The sequence below is a fragment of the Nonomuraea sp. 3-1Str genome, from assembly GCF_031570565.1.
GTDB lineage: Bacteria > Actinomycetota > Actinomycetes > Streptosporangiales > Streptosporangiaceae > Nonomuraea.
Genome location: NZ_JALHBK010000004.1, coordinates 347,870 through 370,875 on the forward strand (window position 1 = coordinate 347,870; position 23,006 = coordinate 370,875).

General features: G+C 71.5%; 25 protein-coding genes and 1 tRNA gene. 14 read left to right on the forward strand and 12 right to left on the reverse strand.

Translation table 11 applies throughout. The features are described 5' to 3' along the window. The first annotated feature begins 29 nt into the window (after positions 1–29). Positions 30–1,409: an MFS transporter gene (locus tag MTP10_RS10390; protein WP_310708846.1), complete on the forward strand. Its 1,380-nt coding sequence runs from the start codon at positions 30–32 to the stop codon at positions 1,407–1,409. On the opposite strand, the gene MTP10_RS10395 is transcribed toward MTP10_RS10390, so the two are convergent. After that, positions 1,375–2,415 carry a LacI family DNA-binding transcriptional regulator gene (locus tag MTP10_RS10395; protein ID WP_310708847.1) on the reverse strand — a complete coding sequence of 347 codons (1,041 nt, stop codon included), beginning with the start codon at positions 2,413–2,415 and terminating at the stop codon, positions 1,375–1,377. The genes MTP10_RS10390 and MTP10_RS10395 overlap by 35 nt on opposite strands. 126 nt (positions 2,416–2,541) lie before the next feature. Between MTP10_RS10395 and MTP10_RS10400 the strand changes: the two genes are divergently transcribed. Continuing rightward, entirely contained in the window at positions 2,542–3,216 is a 675-nt protein-coding gene (locus tag MTP10_RS10400) for a (2Fe-2S)-binding protein (protein ID WP_310708848.1), read from the forward strand. A 92-nt stretch (positions 3,217–3,308) separates the two neighbouring features. On the opposite strand, the gene MTP10_RS10405 is transcribed toward MTP10_RS10400, so the two are convergent. Both MTP10_RS10405 and MTP10_RS10410 read right to left on the reverse strand, forming a co-directional pair. Further along, positions 3,309–3,998 (reverse strand): cysteine dioxygenase family protein, encoded by a 690-nt coding sequence (locus tag MTP10_RS10405; protein WP_310708849.1) that lies wholly within the window; start codon positions 3,996–3,998, stop codon positions 3,309–3,311. Then, the gene (locus MTP10_RS10410) at positions 3,995–4,885 is read right to left on the reverse strand and encodes an amidohydrolase (protein ID WP_310708850.1); all 891 of its coding nucleotides are present in this window, start codon (positions 4,883–4,885) and stop codon (positions 3,995–3,997) included. The genes MTP10_RS10405 and MTP10_RS10410 overlap by 4 nt, the downstream gene beginning before the upstream one ends. 193 nt (positions 4,886–5,078) lie before the next feature. Here MTP10_RS10410 and MTP10_RS10415 point away from each other — a divergent pair, with 193 nt between their 5' ends. Next, the gene (locus MTP10_RS10415; protein ID WP_310708851.1) at positions 5,079–6,068 is read left to right on the forward strand and encodes a LacI family DNA-binding transcriptional regulator; all 990 of its coding nucleotides are present in this window, start codon (positions 5,079–5,081) and stop codon (positions 6,066–6,068) included. Positions 6,069–6,080: 12 nt separating this feature from the next. Here MTP10_RS10415 and MTP10_RS10420 read toward each other — a convergent pair whose 3' ends face one another. After that, positions 6,081–6,683, reverse strand: a complete 603-nt coding sequence (locus MTP10_RS10420; protein ID WP_310708852.1) for a TetR/AcrR family transcriptional regulator — start codon at positions 6,681–6,683, stop codon at positions 6,081–6,083. Positions 6,684–6,731: 48 nt separating this feature from the next. Here MTP10_RS10420 and MTP10_RS10425 point away from each other — a divergent pair, with 48 nt between their 5' ends. Then, entirely contained in the window at positions 6,732–7,586 is an 855-nt protein-coding gene (locus MTP10_RS10425; protein ID WP_310708853.1) for an alpha/beta hydrolase, read from the forward strand. Positions 7,587–7,590: 4 nt separating this feature from the next. Here the strand turns inward: MTP10_RS10425 and MTP10_RS10430 are convergent, their stop codons facing one another. Both MTP10_RS10430 and MTP10_RS10435 read right to left on the reverse strand, forming a co-directional pair. Further along, on the reverse strand, positions 7,591–8,928 hold the full coding sequence (locus MTP10_RS10430) for an aromatic amino acid ammonia-lyase (RefSeq protein ID WP_310708854.1): 1,338 nt from the start codon (positions 8,926–8,928) through the stop codon (positions 7,591–7,593). 4 nt (positions 8,929–8,932) lie between these two features. Then, positions 8,933–9,313: a phage holin family protein gene (locus MTP10_RS10435; RefSeq protein ID WP_310708855.1), complete on the reverse strand. Its 381-nt coding sequence runs from the start codon at positions 9,311–9,313 to the stop codon at positions 8,933–8,935. Positions 9,314–9,508: 195 nt separating this feature from the next. Here MTP10_RS10435 and MTP10_RS10440 point away from each other — a divergent pair, with 195 nt between their 5' ends. Further along, the gene (locus MTP10_RS10440) at positions 9,509–9,784 is read left to right on the forward strand and encodes a hypothetical protein (protein ID WP_310708856.1); all 276 of its coding nucleotides are present in this window, start codon (positions 9,509–9,511) and stop codon (positions 9,782–9,784) included. A gap of 25 nt (positions 9,785–9,809) precedes the next feature. On the opposite strand, the gene MTP10_RS10445 is transcribed toward MTP10_RS10440, so the two are convergent. Together MTP10_RS10445 and MTP10_RS10450 are read right to left on the reverse strand one after the other, a co-directional pair. Then, a complete protein-coding gene (locus MTP10_RS10445; RefSeq protein ID WP_310708857.1) occupies positions 9,810–10,583 on the reverse strand; it encodes an FAD:protein FMN transferase in 774 nt (257 codons plus the stop codon). Positions 10,584–10,666: 83 nt separating this feature from the next. Continuing rightward, the gene (locus tag MTP10_RS10450) at positions 10,667–11,416 is read right to left on the reverse strand and encodes a hypothetical protein (protein WP_310708858.1); all 750 of its coding nucleotides are present in this window, start codon (positions 11,414–11,416) and stop codon (positions 10,667–10,669) included. Between the two features lie 52 nt (positions 11,417–11,468). Between MTP10_RS10450 and MTP10_RS10455 the strand changes: the two genes are divergently transcribed. The 3 genes from MTP10_RS10455 to MTP10_RS10465 all read left to right on the forward strand — a co-directional run bounded on the left by MTP10_RS10455 (position 11,469) and on the right by MTP10_RS10465 (position 13,192). Next, on the forward strand, positions 11,469–11,861 hold the full coding sequence (locus MTP10_RS10455; RefSeq protein WP_310708859.1) for an OsmC family protein: 393 nt from the start codon (positions 11,469–11,471) through the stop codon (positions 11,859–11,861). A gap of 284 nt (positions 11,862–12,145) precedes the next feature. Further along, positions 12,146–13,072 (forward strand): nucleoside hydrolase, encoded by a 927-nt coding sequence (locus tag MTP10_RS10460; protein ID WP_310708860.1) that lies wholly within the window; start codon positions 12,146–12,148, stop codon positions 13,070–13,072. 46 nt (positions 13,073–13,118) lie between these two features. Next, positions 13,119–13,192: transfer RNA gene (locus MTP10_RS10465), tRNA-Lys, on the forward strand. Positions 13,193–13,254: 62 nt separating this feature from the next. On the opposite strand, the gene MTP10_RS10470 is transcribed toward MTP10_RS10465, so the two are convergent. After that, entirely contained in the window at positions 13,255–13,779 is a 525-nt protein-coding gene (locus MTP10_RS10470; RefSeq protein WP_310708861.1) for an AAA family ATPase, read from the reverse strand. A gap of 201 nt (positions 13,780–13,980) precedes the next feature. On the opposite strand from MTP10_RS10470, the gene MTP10_RS10475 reads away from it, so the two are divergent. From MTP10_RS10475 to MTP10_RS10490, 4 genes are all read left to right on the forward strand, one after another. Next, entirely contained in the window at positions 13,981–14,235 is a 255-nt protein-coding gene (locus MTP10_RS10475) for a hypothetical protein (RefSeq protein WP_310708862.1), read from the forward strand. Between the two features lie 605 nt (positions 14,236–14,840). Beyond that, positions 14,841–15,395 carry a hypothetical protein gene (locus MTP10_RS10480; protein WP_310708863.1) on the forward strand — a complete coding sequence of 185 codons (555 nt, stop codon included), beginning with the start codon at positions 14,841–14,843 and terminating at the stop codon, positions 15,393–15,395. 1 nt (position 15,396) lies between these two features. Further along, complete coding sequence (rmuC, locus tag MTP10_RS10485) at positions 15,397–17,049, forward strand: DNA recombination protein RmuC (RefSeq protein WP_310708864.1); 1,653 nt, start codon at positions 15,397–15,399, stop codon at positions 17,047–17,049. Positions 17,050–17,514: 465 nt separating this feature from the next. Then, the gene (locus MTP10_RS10490; RefSeq protein ID WP_310708885.1) at positions 17,515–17,967 is read left to right on the forward strand and encodes an AbfB domain-containing protein; all 453 of its coding nucleotides are present in this window, start codon (positions 17,515–17,517) and stop codon (positions 17,965–17,967) included. A 97-nt stretch (positions 17,968–18,064) separates the two neighbouring features. Here the strand turns inward: MTP10_RS10490 and MTP10_RS10495 are convergent, their stop codons facing one another. Beyond that, positions 18,065–18,655: a TetR family transcriptional regulator gene (locus tag MTP10_RS10495; RefSeq protein ID WP_310708865.1), complete on the reverse strand. Its 591-nt coding sequence runs from the start codon at positions 18,653–18,655 to the stop codon at positions 18,065–18,067. 90 nt (positions 18,656–18,745) lie between these two features. Between MTP10_RS10495 and MTP10_RS10500 the strand changes: the two genes are divergently transcribed. Beyond that, on the forward strand, positions 18,746–19,702 hold the full coding sequence (locus tag MTP10_RS10500) for an SDR family NAD(P)-dependent oxidoreductase (RefSeq protein ID WP_310708866.1): 957 nt from the start codon (positions 18,746–18,748) through the stop codon (positions 19,700–19,702). Positions 19,703–19,720: 18 nt separating this feature from the next. Here MTP10_RS10500 and MTP10_RS10505 read toward each other — a convergent pair whose 3' ends face one another. Both MTP10_RS10505 and MTP10_RS10510 read right to left on the reverse strand, forming a co-directional pair. Continuing rightward, positions 19,721–20,287, reverse strand: a complete 567-nt coding sequence (locus MTP10_RS10505; protein ID WP_310708867.1) for an NADAR family protein — start codon at positions 20,285–20,287, stop codon at positions 19,721–19,723. A 192-nt stretch (positions 20,288–20,479) separates the two neighbouring features. Further along, positions 20,480–21,886: a glycoside hydrolase family 6 protein gene (locus tag MTP10_RS10510; RefSeq protein ID WP_310708868.1), complete on the reverse strand. Its 1,407-nt coding sequence runs from the start codon at positions 21,884–21,886 to the stop codon at positions 20,480–20,482. Positions 21,887–22,086: 200 nt separating this feature from the next. Here MTP10_RS10510 and MTP10_RS10515 point away from each other — a divergent pair, with 200 nt between their 5' ends. Beyond that, entirely contained in the window at positions 22,087–22,998 is a 912-nt protein-coding gene (locus MTP10_RS10515; protein WP_310708869.1) for an SMP-30/gluconolactonase/LRE family protein, read from the forward strand. Positions 22,999–23,006: the final 8 nt, after the last annotated feature.

Here is a 23,006-nt window from a genome sequence, read left to right on the forward strand (position 1 = left end):
AGGACGCGGTGAGAGTGAAGGAGTGCGGTGTGAGCGAACGCGGGGCGACGTTCGGCGAGGTGTTCGCGGTCCGGGAGTTCCGGGTGCTGTTCGGCAGCTTCGCGCTGATGATCGCGGGCGACTCGGTCAAGATGCTGGCGCTGTCGGTGCTGGTGTACGCGCGGACGGGGTCGCCGGGGCTGTCGGCCGCCGCGTACATGGCCGGGTGGCTGCCGTACATCCTCGGCGGGATCTTCCTGCTGTCACTGGCCGACCGGCTGCCCGCCCGGCCGCTCATGGTGACCGGGGAGCTGGTCAGGGTGGCGGTCTGCCTGGCCCTCGCCTACGGGGGTCTGCCGGTGTGGGCGATGCTGACGCTGGTGCTGGTGACGGGATTGTTCTCGCCGGTGTTCGGCGCGGCGCGCAGCGCGATGCTGCCAGAGGTGCTGCCGGGGGACGGGTTCGTGCTGGCCCGTTCCCTCATGGGGGTGACCTCGGCTGGGGCGCAGATCGCGGGGCTCGCGCTGGGCGGGGCGTTCCTCGCGGCGGCGGGGCCGGGCGGCGCGCTCGGGGTCACGGCGGCCCTGGCGGCGATGGGCGCGGCGGTGCTGTGGGTGGGGCTGCCGCGCCGGCCCGCCAGGAACGCGGCGTCCGCCGCCCCCGCCAGGAACGCGGCGTCCGCGGACCAGGCCGGGGACGCGGCGTCCGCGGACCAGGCCAGGGGCGCGGCGTCCGCGAATCAGGCCGGGGACGGTCCCGGGGGTGGGCCCGCTGGCGGGCCCGGTCAGGGTGCCCCGGGTGGTGCGGTGCGGGTGACGCTGCGGGTGAACGGGCTGCTGCTGCGGGACCGGCGGGTGCGGGGGCTGCTGCTGGCCAGTTGGCTGCCGCCCGCGTGCCTGGCCGGGGCCGAGGCGATGGTCGTGCCGTACCTCGGCGGGCAGGGGCGGGCCGGGACGGTGCTGGCGGCCGCGGCCGTGGGCATGGCGGCCGGGGAGTTCGCGGTCGGCCGGTTCGCGGCGCCCGGCCTCAGGGAGCGGCTGTCGCTGCCGCTCGCCGTGCTGCTCGGGCTGCCGTGGCTGGGGTTCCTGGCCGGCCCGGAGATGGGATGGGCGTCGGTGCTGGCGGCGGTGGCCACGTCGGGGCTGGCGTACCAGCTCGGGTTGCAGCGCAGGTTCCTGGAGGCCGTTCCGGAGGAGGCGCGCGGGCAGGCGTTCGGGCTGCTGTCGGCGGGGCTGATGACCGGTCAGGCGGCGGGCGCGGCGCTGGGGGGGGTGCTCGGCGAGGCGGCCGGGCCCGGGGTGGCGATCGCCGCGGCGGGCGCGGCCGGTGTCGTGGCGGCGCTGGCCCTCGCCCGCGTGCTGCGGCCCGCGGCCGGAGGCGGTCCTGTACGGAAGGTCACGGGGGCAGCTCACCCGAGCCGCGAGGGATGAGGCGCACCGGGAGGGTGACGTGCCGCGGCTGGTCGCCGTCGCCCGACAGGCGGCGGAACAGCAGCTCGGCGGCGATCCGGCCCATCCCCGCCGGGTCCTGGGCCACCACGGTCACGCCGGGCGTCAGCAGGTCGGCCAGCTCGAAGTCGTCGAACCCGGCCATCGCGATCGGCCGCCCTGCCGCCGTTCCACCCGCTGTCGTTCCACCCGCTGTCGTCCGGCCCGCCGTCGTCCGGCCCGCCAGTGCGCGCAGCGCCGTCACCGTGAGCCTTCCGTTGCCCGTGAACAGCGCCGTGGGCGGCCGGTCCAGGGTCAGCATGCGGTCGAGGTCGGCCCGCACGCCGTCCGGCGAGGGCGTCCGCATGGACACCAGCCGCTCGTCGTACAGGTGGCCCAGCGCGGAGCGGTAGCCGTGCAGCCGCCGCGCGGCCGTGAAGATGGACGGGTGGTCGCCGAGGAAGGCGACCCTGCGGTGCCCGTGCGCGAGCAGGTGCCGGGTCGCCAGAGCCGCGCCGCCCGCGTTGTCGCACAGGACGGTGTCCACGTCGATCCCCGGCCCCGGCGGCCGGTCCGCGAACACCGCCGGCGTGCCCGCCTCCAGCTCCTGCCGCAGGTAGGAGTGGTCGTGCCCGGCCGGCACCACGATGAGCCCGTCGACCCGGCGCGCGCAGAACGTGCGCACCAGCTCCCGCTCCCGGTCCGGGTCCTCGCTCGACGACGCGCTCAGCAGCAGGCAGCCCTGTCCGATGACGACGTCCTCGACGGCCCGGCCGAGCGCCGCGTAGAAGGGGTCCGCGAGGTCCTCGATGACCAGGCCGACGGTGGACGTGTGACCCCTCCGGAGCACGCGGGCGCTCTCGTTGCGGCTGTAGCCGAGGCGGTCGATGGCCTCGCGCACCCGCTCGGCCGTGCCGGGGTGGACGCCGGGCTCGCCGTTCACCACCCGGGACACGGTCTTGAGCGCCACGCCGGCGGCCGAGGCCACGTCCTTCATCGTCGGTCTCACGCCTGGATCATGTCCCATGCCGGCAGTGTGGACAACGTTGTCACCTCGGTCGGCGCGGTTGACCTTGGAGTGGAGACTGCTGATACCTTAGGTAAGGCTTACCTATCGAGGCGGGGGTGCGGCGGCGTGGTGGCGACCGAGGTACGCGATGTCACCGGGGTGCTGGAGCGCGTCGCGGCCGAGCGCGGCGGGGTGATCGGCGTCCCGCCGGGCCTCCTCGTCACGCCCGACGAGACGTGGACGCCCGCCACCGAGCTGCTCCGCCCGCCGTACACGCTGCTGGACGAGCTCGTGGAGCAGACCGCCGCCCGCTGGAGCGCCCCGCGTCACGTCGGCGCGGCGCTGTTCTGGAAGACGTACGGCTACTGGCACACCATGCCGATGGCGCTGGCCTGGGCGCTCGGCGCGCCGATCCCGGTCATGCCGCTCGCCGAGACGTACTTCAAGGTCTCCGAGGCCGGGGTGACGATCGGGGCCACGCGGGTGCGCCACGGCTCCGGGCCGGAGGCGATCCGCGAGGCGCTCGCCGAGTCGCAGGCGCCGCTGGTGCGGATTCTCAGCGGGATGGCGAAGGTGGGCGAGCGCACCCTGTGGGGCTCGACGGCCGAGGCGTTCGCCCACCCGCTGACCCTCATGGTGCCCGGCGACTACATGGCGCTGCTGCGCGCGATCGGGCGGCCGGTCGACGGGCTCGTCGAGCCCGCCGGCGACGCGTACTTCCGCAGGACCTGCTGCCTGTGGGTGACCCTGCCCGACGCCGAGGCGTGCGGAAGCTGCTGCGTGCTCCGCCCGCGTCCGTAGCCGCCCGCGTCCGTGGCCTTCTCCGGGCGTGGCCTCTTCCGTCCGTGGCCGGCTGTTCTCCCAGCCGGCCACGCCCGTGGACGGTCGTCGCCTCAGGCGACGGCCACGTCCCCCAGCTCCGGCTCCGGCGAGGTCTGTGTGGCCGCGCCGCTCCGGGCGACGGCCTCGTCAGCCGGCGGCGCCATGTCGTCGAGGGGCCGCAGCTCGTCCGCGTAGCTGACCGAGACGCGGCGCATCACGCCGGTGCCGTCGATCGAGTACTGCCCGAGCCGCCACAGCGGCGGCGAGTACGCGTGGATGGAGACGCTGCCGTCCGTCGCGCCCGTCAGCCGGTGGATGTGGTCGGGACCGAACGAGAACGAGCGCCCCTCGGGCACCACCGTCTCCAGGTGCTCGCCGCCGATGCGCGGGTTGCACTCCAGCAGCGCGCCCCGCACCACATGCACGGCCCCGGACGACACGTCGTGGTCGTGCCAGCCCGTGTCGTCCTCGGGCCGCCAGCACAGCAGCCACACGTCCACGTACGCGTCCCGGTAGAGCGAGGCGTAGTGCCGGCCGCCGTCGGCGGGGAAGTCCACCTCGTGCTCCCACTCCTCCGGGTGGGCGGCCAGCGTGTCGACCAGGCCGCGCAGCTCCCGCCGGTCGAGCGTCCGCTCCGGCAGGTCGGCACAGACGCCCCCGTCCTGGGTCTGGCGCGCGCTGCCGTGGTCGATGGCCGGGTCACTGGCGAGGTTGACGGCCGGGTCACCGATGGTGCCGGTGGGTCGAGTGCCCTCGTTCACGTACGAGTCTCCTTTCTGGCGAGTAGACGACGGGGGTTGGTGACCCGGATGGCGTGCGCGGCGGCCGCGCCGAGGCCCGGGTCGGGTGCGGTGGCGTAGGGGGCGTCGGAGCCGTTGACGACGACGTCGACGCCCAGCTCACGGACGATCGCGTCGATCGCCCTCGGGCCGTACGAGGACGTCTCCACGAAGAAGCCGGGATCGACCCGGCCGCGCCCGCCGCCGCCCCGGGCGATCAGGCGCTCGGCGTGGAGCGGCGCCAGGCCCGCGAGCAGCGCGAAGCACACGCGCAGCGTGGGGTGGCGGGGGCGGACGACGGCGTGGAAGTAGTGCCAGACCGCGTGCATCTGCTGCACGTACGGCACGACGGCCGGCCACCACGGCGGCGTCCCGCCCGGCTGCGGCTGCACCGGGCCGCCCGGGTGGGGCGGTGCGGCGGGGCCCGGGTGGATGAAGAGGGGCAGGTCGCGGTCCGTGAGGACCGTCAGGAGCCGGTCGTCCGGAACGGCCGTGGCCGGGATCTGCAGCCCGGCGAACCCCCGGTCGAGGTCGCGCGCCAGGCGGCCGGGGTCGGGGTCGGCGTGGCAGGTGGCGGCCCACGCGCCGAACGGCTCGCCCAGGCCGAGCGCGCCCTCGTGGTAGGCGTCGATCAGCGGCCAGGACTCCTCCGGCGGCAGGAGCTCGATGCCGAGCGGGCTCGACAGCGACACCAGCGCCAGCTCCAGCCCCGTGGTGTCGCGGGGCCCGTGGTCGGCCGGGTTCACCTCGTAGGGCGGCTCGCCGTCGAGGTACAGGGTCCAGCCGTCGAGGCGGGGAGGGGCCGAGCGGGCGCGCAGAGCCTCGATGAACTCGGGCGTCCACAGGTGCTGGTGCACGTCGATGGCCACGACTTGATCGCCTCCTCCCGGCATTTCCTACTGATAATATAGGTTACTGATCGACCGAAACGCCACGAAGGGTGGTGAACCGTTTCAGTGATACGGTTCAGTGAACCGCTTCACCTCCGACATGTCAACGGGTGAGGGTCACGAACCTCCGTGGGTGCGGGTTTCTGTCGGCGCCACGCAATAGGCTGATTCAATGCCCCGGAAGAGAGCGACGATCCGGGAAGTGGCCAAGGCGACCGGCCTGTCGCCGGCGGCCGTTTCCTACGCGCTACGTGGCCTGCAGGTCTCCGAGGAGACCATGGAGCGGGTGCGCGCCGCCGCCGACGAGCTCGGCTACGAGGCCGATCCCATCGCCCGCGCCCTGGCCAGCGGGCGCACCGGCATGATCGGGCTGCTGTGCGGCTCCCTCGAAGACCTCTGGCAGCAGTCGCTGGCCGTCGGCATCAGCAGGGGGCTGCGCGAGAAGGACCGCTACGCCCTCATCCTCGACGCCGTCGGCGACCCCGCCCGCGAGCGGGCGCTCGCCCAGCAGCTGCGCGACCAGCGGGTCGACGGCATGATCGTGCAGCCGCTCGACCCGGCGGCGCCGTTCTGGCCGGAGCTGTGCGAGACCGTGCCGGTCGTGGCGATCGGCGACTCGCTGGCGGGCACGGCCGCCGAGGTCGTCTTCGACAACCGCAGCGGCGTCACGCTGGCCCTGGAGCACCTGCGCGAGCTGGGGCACCAGCGGGTCACCGTGCTGACCCCCACCCGCGACAGCACCCCCGACCGCCCCGCCGACGTGCACGTCACGGCCGAGGCCGAGCGGCTGGGGCTCGACATCGAGGTGGTCATCGCCCCCCACGGCCTGGCCGCAGCCACCGAGGCCGCGCATCACGCGCTGCGCCCGGGCGGCCCCTCGGCGGTGTTCTGCTTCTCCGACTCGATCGCGTACGGGGTCTACGCGGCGGCCCGGGATCTCGGCCTGTCGGTGCCCGGCGACATCTCGGTCATGGGATACGACGACCACCCGATGTCCGGGCTGCTCACGCCGGGGCTCACCACGGTGGACTGGAACATCGACGGCATCGTCAAGGCGGCCGTCCGGCTGGTGTCGGCGGCTGCCGACGGGGGCGCGCGCCGCCGCCGCGTCGTCCAGCGGCCGACCCTCAAGGAGCGTGGCTCGGTCCGCGACCTGACCTGAGCGGACCTGGCGTCAGGGAGTGGGGGTGAAGAGGGCGGCGGTGCGTGCCGCGATCGACTCGCCCGCGATCTCCAGGGGCTCGGTGGTGCGCAGCGCCCGACTCAGCACGAACGCGCCCTCCAGCGCTGACAGCAACGTGATCACCAGCTCGCGGGCCTCCCGCTCACCGGCCCCCGCCCGGGTGAAGAAGCCCGTGCCCAGGGCGATCCACTCGGTGAAGACGTCGACGGTGGCCTGGCGCAGCGGCTCGCTGGTGCTCGCCACCTCCAGGGCCACGGTGGCGATCGGGCAGGCGTCGGCGTAGCCCGTCTCCACCAGGGTGCGCGCCGCGCCCGCGAAGAAGTCGCGGACCCCCGTCACCGGATCGGGCGCTTCCTCCATGACGGCGGTGAACAGGCGCCCGTACCCGGCTCCCGACCTGCGCACGACCTCGGCACCGAGCTGCTCCTTGCCTCCGGGGAAGAAGTGGTAGATGGAGCCGAACGGTGCTTCGGCCTCGGCCACGATCTGCTTGAGCCCAGTGCCGGTGTAGCCCTGACGCCGGAACAGCTCGGCGCCGGCGGCCATGATGCGCTCCTTGGTAGACGGTCTGCCCGTCGCGGGGCCTGCGTTCATGGTCGCTACTCTATCGCTAGAGCGATCTATCAAGAACGTTCATGGGTCATGGACGGAACGGAGGCGGGCGTGCCGGAGATCGAGCTGAGCGCGGGAGTCATCGAGTACGAGGACACCGGGGGAGAGGGGCCGGTCATCGTCTTCCTGCACGGGCTGACGATCGACTCCACGGTCTGGCGGAAGGTCGTCCCCGGGATGGCGGGGGAGTACCGGTGCGTGCTGCCCACCCTGCCGCTGGGCAGCCACCGGCGGCCGATGAGGCCCGGCGCCGACCTGTCGCTGCGTGGTCTCGCGTTGCTCGTGGGGGAGTTCCTGGAGCGGCTCGACCTGCGGGAGGTGACCCTGGTGCTGAACGACTGGGGCGGCGCGCAGGTGCTCGTCTCGGAGGGCCGGGCCGAGCGGGTCGGGCGGCTGGTGCTCACGGCGTGCGAGGCGTTCGACAACTACCCGCCGGGTGTGCCGGGCCGCGCCGTCGCCACCGCCGCGAAGATCCCCGGCGGGCTGTGGCTGACCATGCGGGCGTTACGTCTTCGGGCGACGCGCCGGGCCCCCGGTGGATGGGGGTGGATGAGCAAGCGGCCGATCCCGGACGAGATCATGGACGGCTGGTTCCGGCCGGCCATGACGAACCCGGCGATCCGCCGTGACCTGGCCGCGTACGCTCGCTCCACCCCGCCGAAGGCGGTGCTGCTCGCATGGGCGGAGCGGATGCGCGCCTTCGACCGGCCGGTGCTGGTGGTGTGGGCCGCGGAGGACCGGCTGATGCCGCGCGAGCACGGCCCCAGGCTGGCCGCGCTGTTCCCGGATGCCCGGCTGGTGGAGATCGGCGACAGCTACACGCTCATCCCGGAGGACCGGCCAGAGGCGCTGGTGGCGTCCCTCCGCGACTTCCTGACCGCGTGAGCGTTCAAGAGGTGGACGGCGTGCGGAGGGCGGACAGGGCGGCGTCGAGGTCCTGCGTCAGGGGGCGGTCCGGGGTCGGCCCGTTCAGGGCGCGGGTCGCGGCGACGCGCTCGCAGGCCAGCACGATCTCGTACGGCTCCACGCACCGCAGCGCCTGCCGGGCCGCCTGGGTGGCGAAGCCCGCGTGGTCCTCCGTGCCCAGGGAGATCACCGCCGTGCCGGTCGTCACCGGGGTCGCCAGGTGGCGCAGCTCGGCGAGGGCGTCCTGGGCGACGTACTCCAGGATCATCGCCCCGGACGCCCCCGGACGGTCGGCCAGGAACGGCAGCCCGCCCGTGTGGGCGGGGTCCATCAGCGTGGCCAGCCGGGCCGTGCCGAGCTGCGCCGTCTGGACCAGGGCGGCGCGCAGCGCGTCGAGCGCCAGGGCGACCGGTGCCGAGTGGAAGTTGCCGTTGTGCCAGGCGAGGGAGCCGGAGATCAGGGGGTTCTCGGTGGCGGCGTTCAGGTCGGTCTCGACCGTCTGCTCGGCCCGGCCCAGGACGTCCAGCACGGCCCCGTGGACCTGGGCGAACGCCCGGTAGCCGTACGGGTCCTGGACGCGCGCGGGCGGGCCGGGAGCGTGCAGCGCGCGCAGGCGCTCGGCGACGGCGGCCTGCCCCGGGTGCGGGCGGGCCTCCTGCACGGCGGCCGCCAGCGGCTCCGCCGAGGCGCCGGCCGCCGCGAACGACTGGGCGGCCACGCCGACGGCGGCATCGAGCAGCTCGCGCAGCCGGTGGCAGGCGATGGCGGCGTCGGCCAGCGTGGCGGCGCCCGAGCTGATGAACGGCAGCGCGTCCTCGGGAGCCAGCGCGAAGAGGGGCGCCTGCGAGGGGGAGGGCGGGGTGTGCCAGGGGAGCTCGCCGAGCAGGCACAGCGCCGTGGTGGCCAGGGCTGTCAGGTCGCCGGTGCCGATGGCGCCGTACGTGCGGACCGGCGGCGTGAACCCGGCGTTGATCGCGTACGCCAGCACCGGCAGCACCTCGGGGTCCACCCCCGCCCCGCCCGCCAGGAGCTGGTTGAGCCGTACCGTCAGCATGGCCCTGGCCCGTTCGGGCGGCACGGGCGGCCCGGCCCCGCACGCGTGGCTGCGCAGCAGGTCGTGGCCGCCGTGCTCGACCGCCACGTCCTTGTTGGCGCCGACGCCCGTGCCCCGGCCGTACACCGGCCCGGTCAGCTCCCGGGCGGTGGCCCACGCGGCGCGCGCCCGTCCGGCCGGGCCGGCGACGACCTCCACGCGGCCGTGCGCGGCCGCGTGGACGCCGGCGCAGCTCAGGCCGGTGCCGTCGAGGGTCAGCCGGTCCACGTCGTCAGTCGCCGTCCGGGATGATCATCCCGAGCACCCAGCTCACGACGCTGATGATGATCGCGCCCCAGAACGCGGCCGGGTAGAAGTCGTCCACATGGAAGGGGATGTCGAGCTGCCCCGCGATCCAGCTCGTCAGCAGCAGCATCGCCGCGTTGATGATGAGCAGGAACACCCCGAGCGTGAGAACGATGATCGCGCAGCCGAGTGTCTTGACGATCGGCTTCACGATGGCGTTGACGATTCCGAAGATCAGCGCCACGACGAGCAGCGTGCCCCAGTACTTGGGGGAGTTCTCGGCGGTGGTGACGCGGATGCCGTCGAGGAACTGGATGGAGACCCACAGGGCGACCGCGGCCGCCAGGGTCCTGATGATGAATCTCACGCTGGGAGATCCTCCCATTCCGGCGAGGGGGCCGATAGGGGGCGAGGGGCTTCGACACTACGCGGTCGGGGATCACGCCGCGCCGGGCGCTGCCGCGGCCTTTACGGACTCGGGGGACAGGGCGGGGTGGCCGGGGTGGTGGCCGCCCGTTATCGCGTGCTCGCGGAGGGAAGGAGGGCCCTGGGAGGAGATCAGATGAACACCGAGGGCCTGGAGTCGTTGCCCGCCAGCGAGCTGCACGATCGCGCCGTCCGTTACGCCGTGCGCCACGGGGATCTGGGGTTCCTGTGGAACCTGCTGAAGGTCATCCCGGCGGCGGAGGCGAGCACCGGGAACGAGATGGAGACGGCCGCCGACCTCAGCCGCGTCTCCGCCCTGCTCAGCGACGCCCTGGCGGCCGGCGAGGGCGAGCTGGGCGACGCGCTCCGGCCCATCTACATCGAGTACCTGGCCAAGCACCCCGACGCCTAGCGCCGGCCCGCTCGGGGGCCGGCCGTCATCCGGCGAGACGGGTCTCCACGGTCTGCGCGGCGAAGCCCGGTGTGACGTACTCCTGCCCGTCCCGCTCGATGATCATGGTCTGGTACGGCCCCCGCGACGCGGTCTCGGCGGCGAAGCGCCGGGCGCGGACCGGCCCCATGGCGTACATGGCGGTGGCGTAGGCGTCGGCGACGCCCAGGTCCGGGCCGAGCACGGTGACGGAGTTGAGGGTGGCGAGCCGCACTCCCGTACGGGGATCGACGACGGGCGAGGCGCCCGAGGTGGCGATCCCGAGGTCGTGCGCGGCCACCACCGCGCGTACCAGACCGGTGCGCGGGTCGCGGATGCCGACCTCCCAGCGGCGGCCGGGCGCGGCCGAGCCGCGCAGCCTGATGTCGTCGCCCGCGTCGATGCGGTGGTCGCCCGCGCCGGTGTTGGCCAGGGCGCGCGAGAGCCGCTCCAGCGCCCAGCCCTTGATGTAGCCCGACGGGTCGATGACGCCGTTGATGCGGGGCTCGAACCAGCCGCCGGTGGCGGCGCTCAGCTCGTCGCAGCGGTGCAGCACCTCGATCAGCTCGGGGATCTGCTCGATGGTCTGGCCGCGGTTCAGCCGCCCGATCTGGCTGCCCTCGAGGCGCGGGTCGAACGTGTCCTCCACCCAGCGCAGCCAGGCGAACGCGTTGTCGAGCAGGGGGGCGAGCTCCCGGGTCGGCAGCGGGGTGCGGATGTCCACCTTGACCCGCATGTCGGCGATCATCTCGACGCGGGTGCTACCGGGAAAAGTCGTCACCTTGCCTCCTTGTGCGCCTGCGGGCTGCAACCCTCCCATATCGGGCGTAATGCCGCCCTAAGTGCTCCGATGCCGCGAGCTGGTCAAACGCTCTGTGTGTCTTCTACCCGCCGCGGGGCGATGCGGAGCAGCCGGGTCGCGGCGTCGGCCGTCCTGATCCGCGCGCCGGGCACGGCGAGACGGGACAGGGCCCCGCGGACATACCTCCGGAAGGGCCGCGGGCCGGCCACGACCACCTCGCGGGTGGCGATGTCGGGCACCTGGCGCCGTAGCCCCGAGGCGCTGACCCGCTCCTTGACGCGGGGGTCGTGCTCGTCGCCGACGACCACCAGCAGGCCGTACTCGGCCTGGAGGTCGCGCAGCTCGGGGGTCAGCCGGTCGGCCCGGTAGATGACCACGGTGTCGTCCGCGCGGCTCGCCAGCAGCTGCCGCAGCCGGGCGGGGCCGAGGCCGGACGCGACGATCAGCGCACCCTGCGCCGGTGCCGGCGTGGTGTGGTGCCAGACGGCCATCACGGCCGCCATGCCGTACAGGATGAGGGAGCCGGTGCGGCTGAGACCCGTCACGTACGCGGTGGAGCTGAGCTGGTGCACCGGCACGAGCACGGCCGCCAGGTACGTCGCCAGCCGCAGACGCTGCCGGGCCGCCTCGGAGCGCAGCAGGTCCGCGGCCTTGACCGACAGTAAGCCGAGGGCGACGAGTAAGGCCGCCATCGCGTAGGCCGTGGGACGCCACGGGTACCCGAAGCCGGGCTGGATCGCACCGAACTCCGCCACGGCCACCCCGCACCAGAACAGGACGGGCCACTGATCCGTTTTCGCCTTACCAACCATGACATTAACGATGCGTGCCGAACATGAGAGGTATCTGAGTAGGGTCTAAAACATGGCTAACGTGCGTGTTGAGCGGACCGATGACGGCGGATTCAGGGCGACCAACGCCCGCGGCGCCGAGGTCCGGATGGGCGGCGGCGACGAGGACGGGGTCTTCACGCCGGTAGAGCTGTTGCTGGCCGCGGTGGGCGGCTGCAACATCGTGACGGTGGAGCCGCTGACCGCCCAGAGAGGGCACCGGCTGGTGCGGCTGGCGATGACGGTGGCGGCCGAGAAGGTCGAGCCGAACCTCCTCGGTCCCGTGACGATCACGTACGACGTCGAGCTGCCGTCGGAGGAGGCCGGTGAGGTCTACCGGGCCGTGGCGGAGCGGGTGCACGAGAAGTACTGCACGGTGAGCCGGTCCCTCCAGGAGGGCACGGAGGTCCGGTTGGAGCTTTCATAGCCGGATTAGGCCGATATTCGACCCCGTTATGACGCGTCCGTTGCATTCCGCTCGGTAGTGTCGAGGCAGGTCAGAAGGTACGCCGACTGGCCAGAACAGCTTTTACCGAAGCGGACGCGGAGGGGGACCGTGGTCCGCAAGTGCGGGACCGCCGGCGTTTTGGGGGAAGCGTCGGCCTGGACCGCCTTCGATCGGGGCCGGGCGGGTTTGGGGGAACTGCCCGGCCCCGATTCATGTCCGGAGCCAGGCGTCGTGGCCGTCCGGTGAGCTCATAAGGTTCATCCGTGACAAAACTCCTCATCGACTGTGACCCCGGCATCGACGACGCCCTGGCCCTCGCCCTGGTGGCCGGCTCCCCCTCCCTGGAGCTCGCCGGCGTCACCACGGTCGGCGGGAACGTGGACCTCGCCCTCACCACCGCCAACGCGCTGGCCCTGAGGGAGTTCCTCGACCTCGGGGAGGTGCCGGTCGTGCCGGGCAGCCCCGGCGCGCTGCTGCGGAACGTCATCCGCGCCGACCAGGTCCACGGCAGCTCCGGCCTCGGCAACGCCGTCCTGCCTGCGGCCACCCGCCCCGCCGCGGACGGGCACGCGGTCGACTTCATCGTGGAGACCCTGCGCGCGGCCCCCGGTGAGATCACGCTCGTGGCCATCGGCCCGCTGACCAACGTCGCGCTCGCCGTGCGCAAGGAGCCGCGCGTGGTGGAGTGGGCCCGCGACTTCGTGATCATGGGCGGCTCGTACACGCGGGGCAACACCAACCCGGCGGCCGAGTTCAACATCCTCGCCGACCCCGAGGCCGCCGCCATCGTCTTCGACGCCGGCTGGACCGTCACGATGCTCGGCCTGGACGTCACGCTCACCGCCCTGGTGACCACCGACGTCCTGGACCGCCTGCGCTCCCTGGGCCGGCTCGCCGAACAGCTGGTGGTGCCGGCCGCCACGGCGTACGGCATGGTCACGGCCGACGGTGGCCCGGCCATCCACGACGCCTGCGCGATCGCCTACGTCCTGGAGCCGTCGCTGTTCACCTGCGTGCCGGCCGTGGTCCAGGTGGAGACGGCCGGCCGGTACACCTCGGGGATGACCGTCACCGACTTCAAGCTGCGCGATCGCCGGCCGAACGCCCTGGTCGCGACGTCGCTGGACGTCAAGAGGTTCTGGGACCTGGTCCTGGACGCGTACACCCGGCTGGCCGCCGGCCTCGGCTGAGTGTGCGGGTGGTCCGCGGCGGCTGCTACAGTTACACCTGTTGCGGGCGCCGCTAGCTCAGTTGGTTAGAGCAGCTGACTCTTAATCAGCGGGTCCGGGGTTCGAGTCCCTGGCGGCGCACAACACGATGAGAAACCCCAGTTCAGTACGCTGAGCTGGGGTTTCTCGGTTCTCCGAGGGTCTCAGGTCGTCTCCAGACCAGCCGTAGCCATGATGTGGCGGACCGCTTCCTCCAAGGAAGTGTCTTCCCCGATCACAATCTCGGACCCGCAGGCGAGGAGGTCTCGCTCGCGATACCACTCGCCCATCTGCTCGCCTCCGAACTGCGTGGCCTGTGGCCGGGTCGCATGCCGGCGAAGGGTCTCCTCCAGCGAGATGTCCATGTAGAACAGCGCCGTGGTCCCGCGGTGGTCGTGGCGCAGGGCATGCAACATCTCCCCGTAACGGCTCCGGGTGAGAATCCCCTCCAGCAGCACGTGATACCCGGAATCCAGCGCATGGCGGCACATGAGATCGATCAGCCCGATATTCACCCCGCCGGGCGTATCCCGCTCACGCAGAATGTCGCGCCGCACCACATCCTGACTGATCAACGCAAGTCCGCGACGCTCGTAGGCGTCTCGTACGGCACGCGCGATGCTGGTCTTGCCGGACCCCGAATTGCCACGCAGGGTGATCAGTTTTGTGTCAGGGGAACCCACGGCCACACGCTGACCGTACCAATTGTCACCGCCCGGCGATGGCCAACGCCGCAGTCAGGCCGCTCCCTCGAGGGGGACCGGCGCCTTCGCCAAGGCATACTCCCGGACAGCCGCGGAAACAGGCGCCCGGGGGCGTGGCTGAGCAATTGGACGCCGATGTAGGAATACGACGTCTACGGGGATCCCAATCCGGAACTCTCCGAGCGGATGATCAGCTTCGCGCAGGCCAACAGCAGCGGGTCGATGTACGCCATCTGGCGCAAGGATGACCGCGCGGACCTCGCCACCCCGCCGGTCGTCGCGCTGGGCGACGAAGGCGGCATCCACCTCATCGCCCGCGACGTCCGGGAGTTCATCCAACTGGTCGCTGGGCTCACCGACACCGGCATCTGGTGTGACGCGACCCGAGTGGGCCTGCGTTCCTGTGAACCGGCCCCCGAACGCGAGAGGTTCCTGTCCTGACTCGAGACGACCTTCGGTCTGCGCCCCGCTGACGACCCGGCAGCCGTCATCGCGACCGCACGGGCAGAGTCGGTGAACTACTGGGGTCCGGCGCACCCGGGGCTGAGCACAGCACTTGAAACGTCTGAGGGTGTTTCGTTCTCCATCTGCTCCAGGCTCGGGCTCGACCAGTCCACCCCGTGCCCCACCCACGACACCGACTCGTCGGCGGCCACCGCCCGCTCAGACCGGTAGTACCGAGGCAGTGCATTCTCCGATTCCATGGCTTGAAAGGCCGGAGGGAGGTTGGCGTGCTCCCTTGCAAGCTTCTGAAATTCAGCCATGAAATCTTGATGCTTGTGGTGAGCACCCATCGATTGACGCCAACCGCGTCATCGAAAAGCCTTGCTGATCCTCGGACTGGCCCAGGCCGCGCAGGGGAGGCTGGACGAGTCGATCGCTGCAGGCCACGCCACCCTGACAGGCCAGCGGTGAAGGCGGGCCGTGGGCAAATAGTCGTGAAAAGCGGTGTTATCGGCATTCAGTAAGTGGCCTTCAAGACTCTTGAGTCACAGTTCTCTCATCAACCCCTTCGGGCTCAGCGTCCGACCGCGAGAGGACTCTGCATGACCAATCACGTCCCCAGCGCGGGCTCCTATCCACAGCCGCCGTACCAGCAGCCCATCGCCCAGCCCGGCCGACAGCCTGCCGCCCCCACGCCGCGCCCGACACACCGCGGCCGGCGCTTCCTGGCTCACAGTCTGACCGCCGTCGTCTCGCTGATCATCGGTGTGGGCGTCGGCTCGGGTGGCGACGCCGAGAACTCGACCTTTCCCCGCCCCACCGTTACGGTGACCGAAACCGAGCAAGCTGAGCCACCGTCCACCGTCGTCGAGACGGCCACCTCTGAGCCCCTGGCGGCGCAGGGTAAGGAAAGCGGCCCGCGGACCGTCGTCCCGGGCGACGGCCAGTACCTCGTCGGCGAGGACATCAAGCCCGGCACCTACAAGACGGCCGGCGCCGACGGCGACAACTGCTACTGGGCCCGCCTGAAGAACGCCTCCGGTGAGCTCGACGCCATCATCGCCAACGACAACACCAAGGGGCAGACCAGGGTGGCCGTGAAGAAGGGCGAGTACTTCGAGACCAACGGGTGCCAGGACTGGAAGCGGGCGGGCTGAGATGAACTCCGTCTACGTTGTCGCATCGACGATCGTGCTAACGCTGGTCAGCGCCACGGTCGCCTATCTGATCGCCCGCAGTCGCACGGCACAGGAAAGTGCCGCGTTGAAGCTCGCCGAGGAGCAGCGCAAGCAGGCTACCGAGCAGGCGAATGCGCTGCGTGCTGAGCGGGACAGGGCCCAGGTGCAAGTGGCCGAATTGAGTCGGGCACACACCACCGCGCTGACCGAGCGCAGAACACTGGACGAGCAGCTCGGCCGACTCGGCGCCGAGTTGGAGGCGACTCGGACCAGTCTCCAGCGGAAGGAAGCTGATGCACAGCGCTTGTATCTGGAGCTTCAGGCGGAGCAGGGGCGGGGGGCGGAAACCAGCCGTCGGCTCTGCGAGACCGAGCTCTCGATCGCCGAGCTGAAGGCGAAGGAGTCGGTCCTACGCACGGAGATTCAGGAGCTCAAGACGCAGCTAGCCGAGCTGCTCATGCAGAAACAGGCGCTACTGGAGCAAGCTGCGACGGTGCAGGCCGTCCGCCAGGAGCTCGATCAGACCCGCGCGGACAACAACCGGCTTCTGGGGGAGACCCTGCGCGCAGCGACCACCGAGATGCTGAAGAAGTCCCAGGACGAGCTGGTGACCAAGGCCGAGGCGACCCTGAACGCGGCCAGCAAGCCGGTCCGTGACCAGTTGGCGGAGATGGACCGGCAGCTCAAGGAGTTCTCAACCACCCGCGTCGCGGCCGAGGCCACGCTGAACCAGCAGCTGATCACCCTGACAGAGGAGGGCCAGCGAACCCGTAAAGAAACCCGCGCACTCGTCGAGGCGCTCAAGAAGCCGCAGGTGCGCGGGTCCTGGGGAGAGATGCACCTCAAGAGGGCCGTGGAGCAGGCGGGTCTGGTCGAGCGCTGCGACTTCGACACCCAAGTGCACTTCGCCGACAGCGAGGGGGCGCTCCGCCCCGACATGGTGATCCACCTGTCCGGCGGCAAGCACGTCGTCGTGGACTCCAAGGTTCCGATGGCCGCCTTCATGGCCGCGATCGAGGCCGTAGATGAGGCCCAGGCGGACAAGCACTGGGTCGACCACGCCCGGCAGCTGCGCCAGCACGTGAACGCCCTCGGAAGCAAGGAGTACTTCCGGACGGTCGCCGCCTCACCGGAGTTCGTTGTGCTGTTCGTACCGAGCGACGCCTTCCTCCAGCCGGCGCTGGAAAGGGAGCCAACCCTCCAGGAGTACGCGATCTCCAAGAACGTCTTGATCGCGACGCCGACTTCGCTGATCGCCCTGCTCCGCACCGTGGCCTTCGCCTGGACTCAGGCGGCGCTGCAGGACAACCTCAAGCAGGTCTACGAACTCGGTCGCGAACTGTACGAGCGGCTTTCGGTCATGGGTGGGCATCTGAACACTCTGGGCAAGTCCCTCGACCGGTCGGTCAAGGCATACAACGACACGGTCGGCTCCATGGAGGGACGGGTCATGGTTACGGCGCGCAAGTTTCACACACTCAAAGTGGTGGAAAGCCAACTGGTCGAGCTCAAGGCGGCCGAGCAGGCTGCGCGACCGCTCGGTAGTCCGGAGCTGGTGGAATCGGCCAACGCCACGGCGGGCATCCGCGCGATCCCGCCAGCGCCTGGCGTGGAGAATGGGATCGCAGGTTGATGAAAGATCGGTGTGTGTCAATCCCCTCAAAGTGTGGAGACGGTCCTATGCCACAGCGGCCCTCAGCAGGGCGATGCGGGGTCGCTCGGCAGGTTGCTCTTCGGTTGCCGGGAAACCGGTTCACAGGGCGTAATCCCTCAGCATTCCGGAACGGCATTGACGCACGAAGCGGCACGGAAACGTACGTTGAGGCTGCGCCTGACAGATAGGTCCTTAACTCTTGATCAGCGGGTCCGGGGTTCGAGTCCCTGGCGGCGCACCTCCATGAGAAAGCCCTGGCTCACCTTGGGTGAGCCGGGGCTTCTTTCGTTGCTCCCGCGCTTCTTCGGCGACCCTGGCGCTCATGTAGCTCGAAAGAGTGTTATGCCGCAGCTCGCGTCCCGTCTCCTGGTGGACTGGGCCAACTGGGACCTGTGCAACCTGGCCGCCATCATGGCCATCGGCGTCTTCTGCAACGACCGGACCATGTTCGTACGCCAACCGCCGGGGCCTGGCGGTGCCGTACACCAAGGCGTACGCCGAGCGGGGGCGCGCCGAGGGTGGCGGCGGGGACCACGGGCCCAACAGCGGCGGGTTCGACCAGCTCGGCTTCGGCACGCTGCTGTTCACCCGCGCCGCCACGGCCTCGACCGGCGGAGCGCTCCTCCGGACGGGGACGACCCGGCGGCTCCTGTCGATCAACTTCACGGAGGAGGGGATCGGCGTTTCGACGGGGACGACGGCAGCGCGGTGTTCGAGCGGGACGCGACCTTCCACGCCCGCCCGGCGGCGGGCTCGGGGCGGCCGCGGCTGGAGTCGGCCGACTATCCCGGCCGGTTCGTCCGCCACCGCCACCGCCACCACCAGCTCTGGCTCGACAAGGATCAGGACAGCTCCGCCTTCCGCGCCGGCACCACCTTCCGCCCGACCGCTCCCTGACCGGGCCGCACCTCCAGCCCATCGGCCAGGCCCTTCGGCGACCGTGCCGGTGCGAATTCGGGCGAGACGGATCTGGGACGCGGCCGGGCTGTGGTCCTCAGAGTCGCTCGGGCAGGCCGGGCCAGCCGGACTCGAGGAGGTCGAAGACGGCGTTCATGGCGGTGAGGGGGTCGGGTTCCGCGCCCGCGAGGTCGGGGATCTCCAGCACGTAGCGGACCAGGGCGCGGATGGTCATGTCCGAGGGGTCCCGGCCGGTCTCGTCGGCGATCGCCTTCGCCAGCGGCTCCTCGCCGGCGATCCAGAGCTTGCGCGAGTAGGCCCGCAGGGCGGGCGTGCTCACGATCAGATCGCGCAGGCGCCGGCGCTCGGGCGGCATGTCCGGGGTGAAGGGGCCCCGGCCGGCCATGAACCGGCGCAGGGCCGCCAGGATCGGCTGGCCGGCGGGCCGGTCGCGGACCGCTGCGACCAGGCCCGCGCGCCGTTCGGCGCCGTCATCGAAGATCAGCGCTTCTTTGCCGTCCGGCACATGCGCGAACAGGGTGGCGATGGAGACGTCCGCCTCGTCGGCGATCTGCGCCACGGTGACCTTGTCGTACCCGTGCTCGGAGAACAGCCGCCGCGCCGCGTCGGCCAGCGCCTGACGGGTCTGTGCCTTCTTGCGCTCGCGTCGCCCCATCGTCGTCGCCATGCCTCCATGCTAGCTGGGGCCAGAATGGGTATAAAGTCAGAATGGTTATAGATTCATAGTGCTTCTACTTTCAGCAGAGAGCTGTCCTCCATGTCCTCCCATCACAGCCCCGACCCGGCCGAGGATCGCTGGGACGTCCATCGGCTGCCGCCCGCCGAGGGCAGGACCTTCCTGGTCACCGGCGGCAACGCGGGCATCGGCTACTTCGTCGCCGAGCAGCTCGCCGGCACCGGCGCCACCGTCGTCCTCGGCAGCCGCGACAGCGCGAAGGCCGAGGCCGCGATGGCGTCGATCCGCTCACGCGTCCCCGGTGCCCGCGTACGCCGCGTCCCCCTGGACCTCGCCGACATGTCCTCGCTCAAGGCGTCCGTGGACGCGCTGGGACCGCACGGTCTCGACGCGGTCGTCCACAACGCCGGTGTGCTGCTCGACGAGCCGCAGCGCCGTGAGACCGGAGACGGCCACGAGCTGATGTTCGCGACCAACCACCTCGGGCACTTCGCGCTGACCTGGTGGCTGGCGCCGCTGCTCACAGCCGCGCCCGCGAGCCGGGTCGTCACCATCGGCAGCTTCACGGCCAAGTCCGTGGACCTCGACGATCTCCAGAGCACGCACGGCTACCAGCCGAAGCGCGCCTACGCACGGTCGAAGCTCGCGCAGATGCTCTTCGGCTTCGAGCTCGATCGCCGGCTGCGCGCCGCCGGCAGCACGACGCTGAGTGTGGTGGTCCATCCCGGTGGCGCGCTCGACTCCCTCACCCCTTCACGCCCGCCGTTCCACGTCCGGACCGCCGGAGCGCGGCTGCGTGCCCTGCCGCTGGGCGTGCTCCTCCAGGGCAAGGAGGCCGCCGCGTGGTCCGCCGTCCGAGCGGTCCTCGACCCGTCCGTCCGGGGCGGCCAGCTGTGGGGCCCCCGGGTGCTCGGGATGCGCGGCCTGCCCGCACCCGAGCCCGTACGGGGCATCCTGGCCGACACCGAGCTCGCGGCCCGTGTGTGGGCCGCGAGCCGCGACCTGACCGGCGTCGATCCGAGCTCCCGTTTCGGGTGACACGGGCCGTACGAACGGCTACCCGGCCGTGGCGAGGGTGTCGCGGACGGTCATCAGGGCGAAGCCGAGCAGGTTGGTGCCCTGCCACGTCGAGGGGCGGGCGGCGCGTTCGTCCGAGGCCGTGAGGCCGATGCCCCACACCCGGTCGTTCGGGGCCGCCTCCACCAGGACGCGCCCGGCGGTGCCGGCCAGGAAGCGGCCCAGCTCCGCGTCCTGACCGAACTTGGCGAGGTTGCCCCGGACCACGATGTCGAAGCGGTGGGCGTTCCACTGCTCCTCGTCGAAGCTCCGCACGGTACGGCCGAGCTTCTTGACCTCGCCCGGGTGGCTCGCGGCGAGGATCGCCTCCGCCGTCTCGTCGTCGCCGAACAGCCACGCCTTGTGGGCCATCATGTAGTGCTCCGCCGTGGCGAACGTGTGCCCGCCGGAGGTGAAGGCGGCCGGCCACCACTGCGACAGGCAGCCGGGGCCGACGCCGCCGTCCCGGGCCGGGCGGTGGCCCCAGAAGTAGAGGTAGCGCAGGGTGCGGCCGGCCTGCTCGGCGGCGACGGCCTCGTCGAGGGTGCGGGGGAGGGGGCTGGACATGGTGACCACCGTGGCACAGGGCCGCGTGCACGGTCGAGGGATATTCGTTGGTGGAGGGGGCGCCGGGCCCGCGCCGCCGGGGCCCGCGCACGCCCCGCACCTCCGGGACCGTCGTGAGCGGTCGCGCGCGGCCGCGATCGGGTGGCTGCGCCGGAGGTGGGGGCGTCCCTCGTCGTGAGGCAAGAAGCGGCGTCAGGTGCCGTCGATGAGGCGGACGGCGATGTCCGGGCTGAACTGGCCGGCCGGGACACCGGGCGCGATGCCGCAGTTGCCGTCCGAGTCGCCGGGCACCTTCACCCACAGCAGCATCTCGGCCGCCCCGCCCGCCTGGGCCGGGACGCCCAGCTTGCGGCCGGCCGGGTTGCACCACTCGCCGTTGGAGCCGTTGCCGTTGCGGCTGGTGTCGATGACGAACGTGGCTGTGCCGCCGAGGGCGGAGTTGACGGCATTGGCGTAGGTCGCCGACTCGCTGGTGGTGTAGTAGTTCGAGACGTTCACCGAGAAGCCGCGGATGTTGCGCACTCCCGCGGCGGCCAGGCGCGTGGCCATGGTGCCCGCGGCGACCCAGCCGGAGTTGCCGCCGTCGAGGTAGGCCCACGTGTTGGTGGCCTTGTCGCGGAACTGCTGGGTGGCGTACGTGAGCATGCGGTTGCGCTCCTGGATGGCCGCGTCGCTCATGCAGTTGAAGTCGCCGAGGCTGTCGGGCTCGATGACGACGACCGCGGGGCGGTCGCCGATGGCCGAGGCGAACGCGGAGATCCACGTCTTGTACGCGGCCTCGCTGCCGGCGCCGCCGCCGGAGTGGCCGCCACAGGCGTCGCGACCGGGGATGTTGTACGCCACGAGGACCGGCAGCTTGTCGGCCGTGTCGGCGGCGGTCACGTAGGAGGACACGGCGGAGCCGATGTCGCTGTTCCAGTTGCCGAACCAGCGGGCCATGGGCTTGGCGGCGATGGCGGACCGGATGCGGGCGGCGCGGGAGTCGGAGGAGTGGTCGCGTACCCAGGTGGCCGGGTTGGAGTCGGGGTCGACGTAGAAGCCGTCGGTCATGGCGAGCGGTCCCGACCCGGGCGGGGTGGAGGGCGAGGTCTCGGTGAGGGAGACGTTGTCCAGGGAGAAGGTGAAGCCGGCGTTCTTGCCGAGCTGGAAGGAGACCTGCCCGCCGGCCGTGCCGAGCGTGGAGGTGAAGGGGAAGGTGAAGCGCTTGCTGGCGGTGCCCAGGGAGAGGGTCTGGGTCAGCGTCCTGGTGTAGGGGGAGTCCGCGAGCTGCACGGTGGTGACGGCGCTGACCGGGGCGGAGGCCGAGGCGTCGAACGACAGCGTGTAGCTCTTGCCCTGGGCCAGGGTGATCGCGTTCTGGCCGACCATGGCGTCCCAGGGGTTGGCGGTGCCGCCGGTCACCTGGACCTGGAGCCTGCCGCCGCTGACGGCCATCGAGGTGTTGGCGGAGCTCCACCAGGGGGCGGTGCCGCCGGCGAAGGTGCCGTTGACCACGAGCTCGGGCGCCGCCGAGGCGGGCGTGGCGACGACGACCGTCGCCGCTGCCGCCACTGTCGCGGCCGAGGCGGTGATCGCCAGCACGCGGGTTAACAACCGCATCAATGCTTCCCTTCGGTAGATCCGACTACGAAGACCCCAACTATCACAGGAGATCAACCACCATGTGACGACATATCCGAACATCGGGCAAGACGTTCTGTTGACAGGTGATGGCCGGAGCCGGACGTATACGCTGGTCGGAGGGGGTGTGTTCGGCAGGGATGATCTGGTAGGAAGGATCAGCCTGAGGAGGTTCGCGCATGGATCTCGTACCGTTCGAACTCGAGGCGCTGGACCCCCGGGTCGCCGCCGTCGGCGGCGACAGGTGGCTCGAACGCCTTCACCGGGGCGCCCGCTGGACCGAGGGCCCCGTCTACTTCCCGGCGGGCCGCTTCCTCGTCTGGAGCGACATCCCGAACGACCGCATGCTGCGCTGGGACGAGCTGACCGGCGCCGTCGGCACGTTCCGCGAGCCGGCCGGCTACACCAACGGCAACACGCTCGACCGCGAGGGCCGCCTGGTCTCCTGCGAGCACGGCGCCCGCCGCGTGACCAGGACCGAGCACGACGGCTCCATCACCGTGCTGGCCGACCGATGGCGGGGCAAGCGGCTCAACAGCCCCAACGACGTGGTGGTCCGCTCCGACGGGTCCGTCTGGTTCACCGACCCGCCGTACGGGATCCTCAGCGACTACGAGGGACACCGCGCCGACCAGGAGATCGACGGCTGCCACGTGTACCGGATCGACCCGGTCACCGGCGAGCCCCGCGTCGTGGCCGACGACTTCGCCCGGCCGAACGGGCTGGCCTTCTCCCCGGACGAGAGCCGCGTCTACATCGCCGACACCGAGCGCGACCACGTGCGCGTCTTCGACGTCCACGACGACGGCAGCCTGTCGGGCGGCAAGGTGTTCGCCGAGCACACCGGCAAGGGCGGCTTCGACGGGCTGCGGCTCGACGACGCGGGCCGGGTGTGGGCGGCCGTCGGCAGGGCGGTCCACTGCTACGACCCCGACGGCACGCTCCTCGGCCGGATGATCCTGCCGGAGGCCGCCGCCAACCTCGTCTTCGGCGGCCTCAAGCGCAACAGGCTGTTCATCACCGCGACGACGTCCGTGTACTCGATCCTGCTGAGCGTCAGAGGAGCCCGCCCGGTGTGGGCGAGCTCCTGAGAGACGTC

Coding starts and splice junctions, on each gene's coding strand:
- MTP10_RS10415 (WP_310708851.1), top strand. CDS start 5,079: ATGCCCCGGAAGAGAGCGACGATCCGGGAAGTGGCCAAGGCGACCGGC.
- MTP10_RS10495 (WP_310708865.1), bottom strand. CDS start 18,655: ATGGCGACGACGATGGGGCGACGCGAGCGCAAGAAGGCACAGACCCGT.
- MTP10_RS10490 (WP_310708885.1), top strand. CDS start 17,515: ATGTTCGTACGCCAACCGCCGGGGCCTGGCGGTGCCGTACACCAAGGC.
- MTP10_RS10425 (WP_310708853.1), top strand. CDS start 6,732: ATGGACGGAACGGAGGCGGGCGTGCCGGAGATCGAGCTGAGCGCGGGA.
- MTP10_RS10475 (WP_310708862.1), top strand. CDS start 13,981: ATGATCAGCTTCGCGCAGGCCAACAGCAGCGGGTCGATGTACGCCATC.
- MTP10_RS10505 (WP_310708867.1), bottom strand. CDS start 20,287: ATGTCCAGCCCCCTCCCCCGCACCCTCGACGAGGCCGTCGCCGCCGAG.
- MTP10_RS10455 (WP_310708859.1), top strand. CDS start 11,469: ATGGCTAACGTGCGTGTTGAGCGGACCGATGACGGCGGATTCAGGGCG.
- MTP10_RS10510 (WP_310708868.1), bottom strand. CDS start 21,886: ATGCGGTTGTTAACCCGCGTGCTGGCGATCACCGCCTCGGCCGCGACA.
- MTP10_RS10515 (WP_310708869.1), top strand. CDS start 22,087: ATGGATCTCGTACCGTTCGAACTCGAGGCGCTGGACCCCCGGGTCGCC.
- MTP10_RS10500 (WP_310708866.1), top strand. CDS start 18,746: ATGTCCTCCCATCACAGCCCCGACCCGGCCGAGGATCGCTGGGACGTC.
- MTP10_RS10450 (WP_310708858.1), bottom strand. CDS start 11,416: ATGGTTGGTAAGGCGAAAACGGATCAGTGGCCCGTCCTGTTCTGGTGC.
- MTP10_RS10480 (WP_310708863.1), top strand. CDS start 14,841: ATGACCAATCACGTCCCCAGCGCGGGCTCCTATCCACAGCCGCCGTAC.
- MTP10_RS10420 (WP_310708852.1), bottom strand. CDS start 6,683: ATGAACGCAGGCCCCGCGACGGGCAGACCGTCTACCAAGGAGCGCATC.
- MTP10_RS10440 (WP_310708856.1), top strand. CDS start 9,509: ATGAACACCGAGGGCCTGGAGTCGTTGCCCGCCAGCGAGCTGCACGAT.
- rmuC (WP_310708864.1), top strand. CDS start 15,397: ATGAACTCCGTCTACGTTGTCGCATCGACGATCGTGCTAACGCTGGTC.